This window comes from Deltaproteobacteria bacterium, assembly GCA_022340465.1.
In the GTDB taxonomy this organism is placed as follows: Bacteria; Desulfobacterota; Desulfobacteria; order Desulfobacterales; family B30-G6; genus JAJDNW01.
Genome location: JAJDNW010000082.1, coordinates 1 through 4,167 on the forward strand (window position 1 = coordinate 1; position 4,167 = coordinate 4,167).

Below are 4,167 nucleotides of genomic sequence, written 5' to 3' on the forward strand. Positions count from 1 at the left end.
GGATTCGGCGGAAATCAATTTCAGCGGAAAATAAAATTCCAGTTCACTGATGCGGCGTTCATGGGAAACCGCGGAAAGGCTGAATCGGTCTTGTCCGGTATCCAGGGAGGCCGTGACCACATTTTCCGTCATTGTTAAAACCGCATCTTTCCATGCCATATCGAAACCGTATGCCTGCATTTTTTGATGAACGAGTGTTTCGAGCGTTTCATTCCCCACGGCAGTAAAATCCATGTGCTCGAACAAATCGTGAAAAAATATGCCGGCACCGGCGCCTTTCGGGAAGCTAAAAATGGTGTGGGCTTCCATACCGGATTCCCCATGCGCAGATGCCTCCGTCGTTGCGGCTTCATCGGAAAGCGTTGCTATCGACGGTTCCGCGGCAAGGCCCTGTGCGTCCCTGTCCGGCAGTTCTGCATCAGGTGTGTGACCGGAAACCAGCGCAGAATAGCTCGATATGCGCCAGGTGCGATCGATGGGGTGGACGAGCCGGCGCACCTCGAATGCTTCCGCCGCTCCTTTCTGGTGTGAGGGCGCAACACCTTTGTCGACAACGGTTTCCCGGGGCATGGACGCCACACGGATCGCATGGTTCGATGCCGTCTCAAGGGATCCAAGATCCTTTATCAACGCCGCATCATCCTTGGCACGAAACTGGAAGCCGATCTCTTCTATGAGGCCATGCACCGGTTCCTGTTCTGAATTCAAATCGGGCGCGTTGTCATCGTAGTGCAAAAGATATGCAAGGGCGGACGATTCCGCCCCGTTGATGCGTCCCCACACCAAAATACACCGTTCCCGGGCGCGCGTCACCGCCACGTAAAGAAGCCTCAAGTTTTCAGCCAGAAGCTCACGCTGCGCCAAGCGCCGGTGGTCGGCCATGTCCGCCGATCCCAGATCGATGGTGAGACGGTTGTCGGCATCCCGGTCGTGAAAAACGAAATCAGGCCCTTTCACCTCCGAGTCCCCCCAGGCAAACGGGCAGTACACCACCGGAAACTGGAGTCCCTTGCTTTTGTGAATGGTGATGATTTTGACGGCGCGGGCATCACTTTCGAGACGCAGCTGATGGGTTTCCGGAATGCCGGCTCCGGGATCGCGCTGCAGCCGGTACCACTTTAACAGGGCCTGCATGCCATACTTTTCCTGAAGGGCGCCGGTGTGGAGCAATTCGGCCAAGTGCAGCAGGTTGGTCAGCCGCCGTTCGCCATTAGAGAGCCCGAGCATTCGCGCACGCACGTTCTCTCTGGAAAGCAGACGGTTGAACATGCGCATGAAGCCCGCCGTCATCCACAGGCGGCGATATGTCGAAAACCGGTTAAGCGTATCCTCCCACCAGGAGGGATCCAGGGCATCGGGTTCCAGCGATGGGATGGGCACACCCAGGATGCTCGTGGCCAACGCCGCCTTCAGGCGTCCCTCGTCGCGAGGGTCTGATATGCCGGTCAGGACAAGCAGCAGATCGTCGGCCTCGCGGGATTCAAAAACATTGCCGGCATTGTATATCACCGCCGGCACTTTTTTGTCGGCCAGTTGCGCCTTTACGATCCCGGCCTGAAGATTGGTTCTCACCAGAACCGCTATGTCGGCCGGGTTCATCTTTTGGGAGCCGGTGATAAGTCCATGGGCATGGGTTGAAACCGCCGCCGCGATACAGACCTCGGCCTCTGCTTTGCCCTGCGGTTTACCGCCTGCAGCGCCCGTGAACCAAAGTTGAAATGCGGCGGCCTGTGCTTTTGAACGTGTTTGGCCGCCATGGGCGGCGATCCCCTTTTCGAACAAGATTTTATCGAACACGAATGGTTTTTTCACCCTCGAGAAAAGCGTGTTCACTGCGGTAACGAGCCGCTCATCGGAGCGGTAATTGGTTAAAAGCGTGTATTTTTGCCGCGTCTTTTCGGACGCCTGCATGTACGAAAAAAGATCGGCACCCCTGAAGCTGTAGATTGACTGTTTGGGGTCTCCGATCATAAACAGCAACGGGCTGTTTTTTCCGGCGGCAAACAATCGGGAAAATATGTCGTACTGGAGCATGTCCGTGTCCTGAAACTCGTCGACCAGTGCGGCACGGTAGCGACGCCTGACGGCGGCAGCCAGAAGTCCACCGCCCTGCTTGACCAGGGCATCCCTTACCCTGTAGAGCAGGTCGTCGAAATGCTGAATATTCCTTTTTTTCTTCATCAGGGACAGCGTTCGACGGGCATATGGAAAAAGTTCGGACTTTAGTGAGATCAGCCACGCGTCCATCTCCTCCAAAAGGGCTTCCCCGGCGGCATTGAGTTCGTCACAAAGGGTAAAGAAAGGGTGCTCCGGCGTCTTCAGCCCCTTTCGCGTCTTTTGGTGCAGGGTGGTTGCCGTCAGCTTGTGAAACGCCTTGAAAAGGGGGAAACGCAGCCCTTCGTTTTCACAAAAAGCGTCCATGGCGGCCATGAGCTTTTGGACAGTGATTTGACGGCGGGTGACGCCCGTGTGCTGATCCACCGCTTTCATACCGCCATACGCGCTCCCATTGAGGGCCGGGTCCGACAGCAACTTTTCCACGGCTTTTCTTTCTGCGGGCCACTGGTCCGCAATTTTCCTTGAGCAGATCCTGAAATGCTCCATCATGTTAAATTCCGGTTTCCTGTTCTGCGGAATCGGATGCAGGTTCATCCCCTTCGACATTTCAACCAGCTTTACCAGGCTGGCCGGGTTGTTGAGCATCAGCACGGCGTATCGCACGCACTCGGGAGGGGCGCCGTACAGATTACTCCGCCAGTAGTCATCGACCATGGCCACCACGAGATTTCTCTGGTCGGCGACCAGTTCCGTGTCGAAAAGATTGCCGGTTTCAAAGGCGTTTTCATGTAGAACCCGCTGGCAGAAACCGTGAATGGTGAAAATCGAACAGGTGTCGAAATCGCTTATGGCAAGGGTAAGCCGCTCTATAGCTGCTTTTGAATCGGGTTGTTTACCGAGCAGGCCGTCAAGAAAGTCGTCTTCGGCCCTACCGGTTTCAAGGCTCCGCCGCGCCTGCAGCAGCCTCTCCCTTATTCTCTGCTTGAGCTCTTCGGTGGCGGCGACGGTGAAGGTGACGACCAGAATCTGGTCGATGGTAAATTGTTTTTCAAGAATCAGGCGCAGATAGAGGCCGGCGATGGCGTATGTTTTCCCCGTGCCGGCGCTGGCCTCGATCAGGTTGGTGCCGGACAGGGGGGTGCTGAGGATGTCAAAGGGTTGCAATGAACTCATCGCTGCATCTATCCCATTTCATAATCTTTCCTATGGCGGCAAACCCGAAAATCGCTCAAGATAAGATATTATCTTCAAACCACGATCTATATAGCACGCAGGGGGTGAAATTCCAATTTGCGAATTTACCCATTAGGTGCTAATCTCCTGTTCATGACAATCATGCCACCAAACACAAAAAACAAAACCCGAAACACCCCACCGGAGTCAACCCATGGCACATGAAGACGCAGGCCATTACGCCGCCAAACACCCGTCAGGAACGAAAGTCGATCCTTCGATCAAACAAAAATTGGAAACAAAGCTGTCCGCAGGGAAAATCAGCTGCGCCGCCGCGCACGCCATCGCGGAAGAACTGGGGGCGCCCCCCGCCGATGTGGGCGTCGCCATCGATCTCATGGAAGCGCGCATCGCTAAATGCCAGTTGGGGCTTTTCGGCTATCATCCCGAGAAACGCATCGTAAAACCCGCCGCATCCCCCTCACCGGATATCGAGGATGCCGTCAAACGCCACCTGGAGAATGGGCGCATTACCTGTAAAAACTGTTGGCAGATTGCCGAGAGGGCAGGCCTGAAAAAAATGGACATCTCGAATATCTGCGAACAGCTGGGGATCAAGGTTGCCAAGTGCCAGCTCGGCGCCTTCTAGAGTGGTTGCCGGAAAAACGTTCCGAATGGCTTGCCGGGACGGACTCTAGTATAGACTTGTGGCAATCGGTATAAACCCACTAATGCAACGCCGGGGTCAAGCGTGTACGGGAGGCGGTACGCCGCAGCCGTTTATTGCTGGCCGATGAGGGGCTGCACGAACCGGGACTCAGAATCCCAGGGGAATAGAATCCAGGTGTCCTGACTGACCTCGGTGATAAACGTGTCCACGACCGGCCGGCCGGCGGGTTTGGCGTAAACCGTTGCGAAATGGGCTTTGGGCAGCAT

The 4,167-nt window shown here is 55.6% G+C and carries 3 protein-coding genes; 1 reads left to right on the forward strand and 2 read right to left on the reverse strand.

What is annotated here, in order from left to right; all coding sequences use genetic code 11:
• A partial coding sequence (gene recB / locus LJE94_12425; GenBank protein MCG6910916.1) for an exodeoxyribonuclease V subunit beta occupies nt 1-3,231 on the reverse strand: 3,231 nt, incomplete at its 3' end.
• A 214-nt stretch (nt 3,232-3,445) separates the two neighbouring features.
• Between recB and LJE94_12430 the strand changes: the two genes are divergently transcribed.
• A complete protein-coding gene (locus LJE94_12430) occupies nt 3,446-3,880 on the forward strand; it encodes a hypothetical protein (protein ID MCG6910917.1) in 435 nt (144 codons plus the stop codon).
• A 131-nt stretch (nt 3,881-4,011) separates the two neighbouring features.
• Here the strand turns inward: LJE94_12430 and LJE94_12435 are convergent.
• Nucleotides 4,012-4,167: xanthine phosphoribosyltransferase (locus LJE94_12435; protein ID MCG6910918.1), on the reverse strand; the 156-nt coding region annotated here is incomplete at its 5' end.

What these genes read in the sequence shown, in the direction of transcription:
- LJE94_12430 (MCG6910917.1), top strand. Translation starts at nt 3,446, where the DNA reads ATGGCACATGAAGACGCAGGCCATTACGCCGCCAAACACCCGTCAGGA.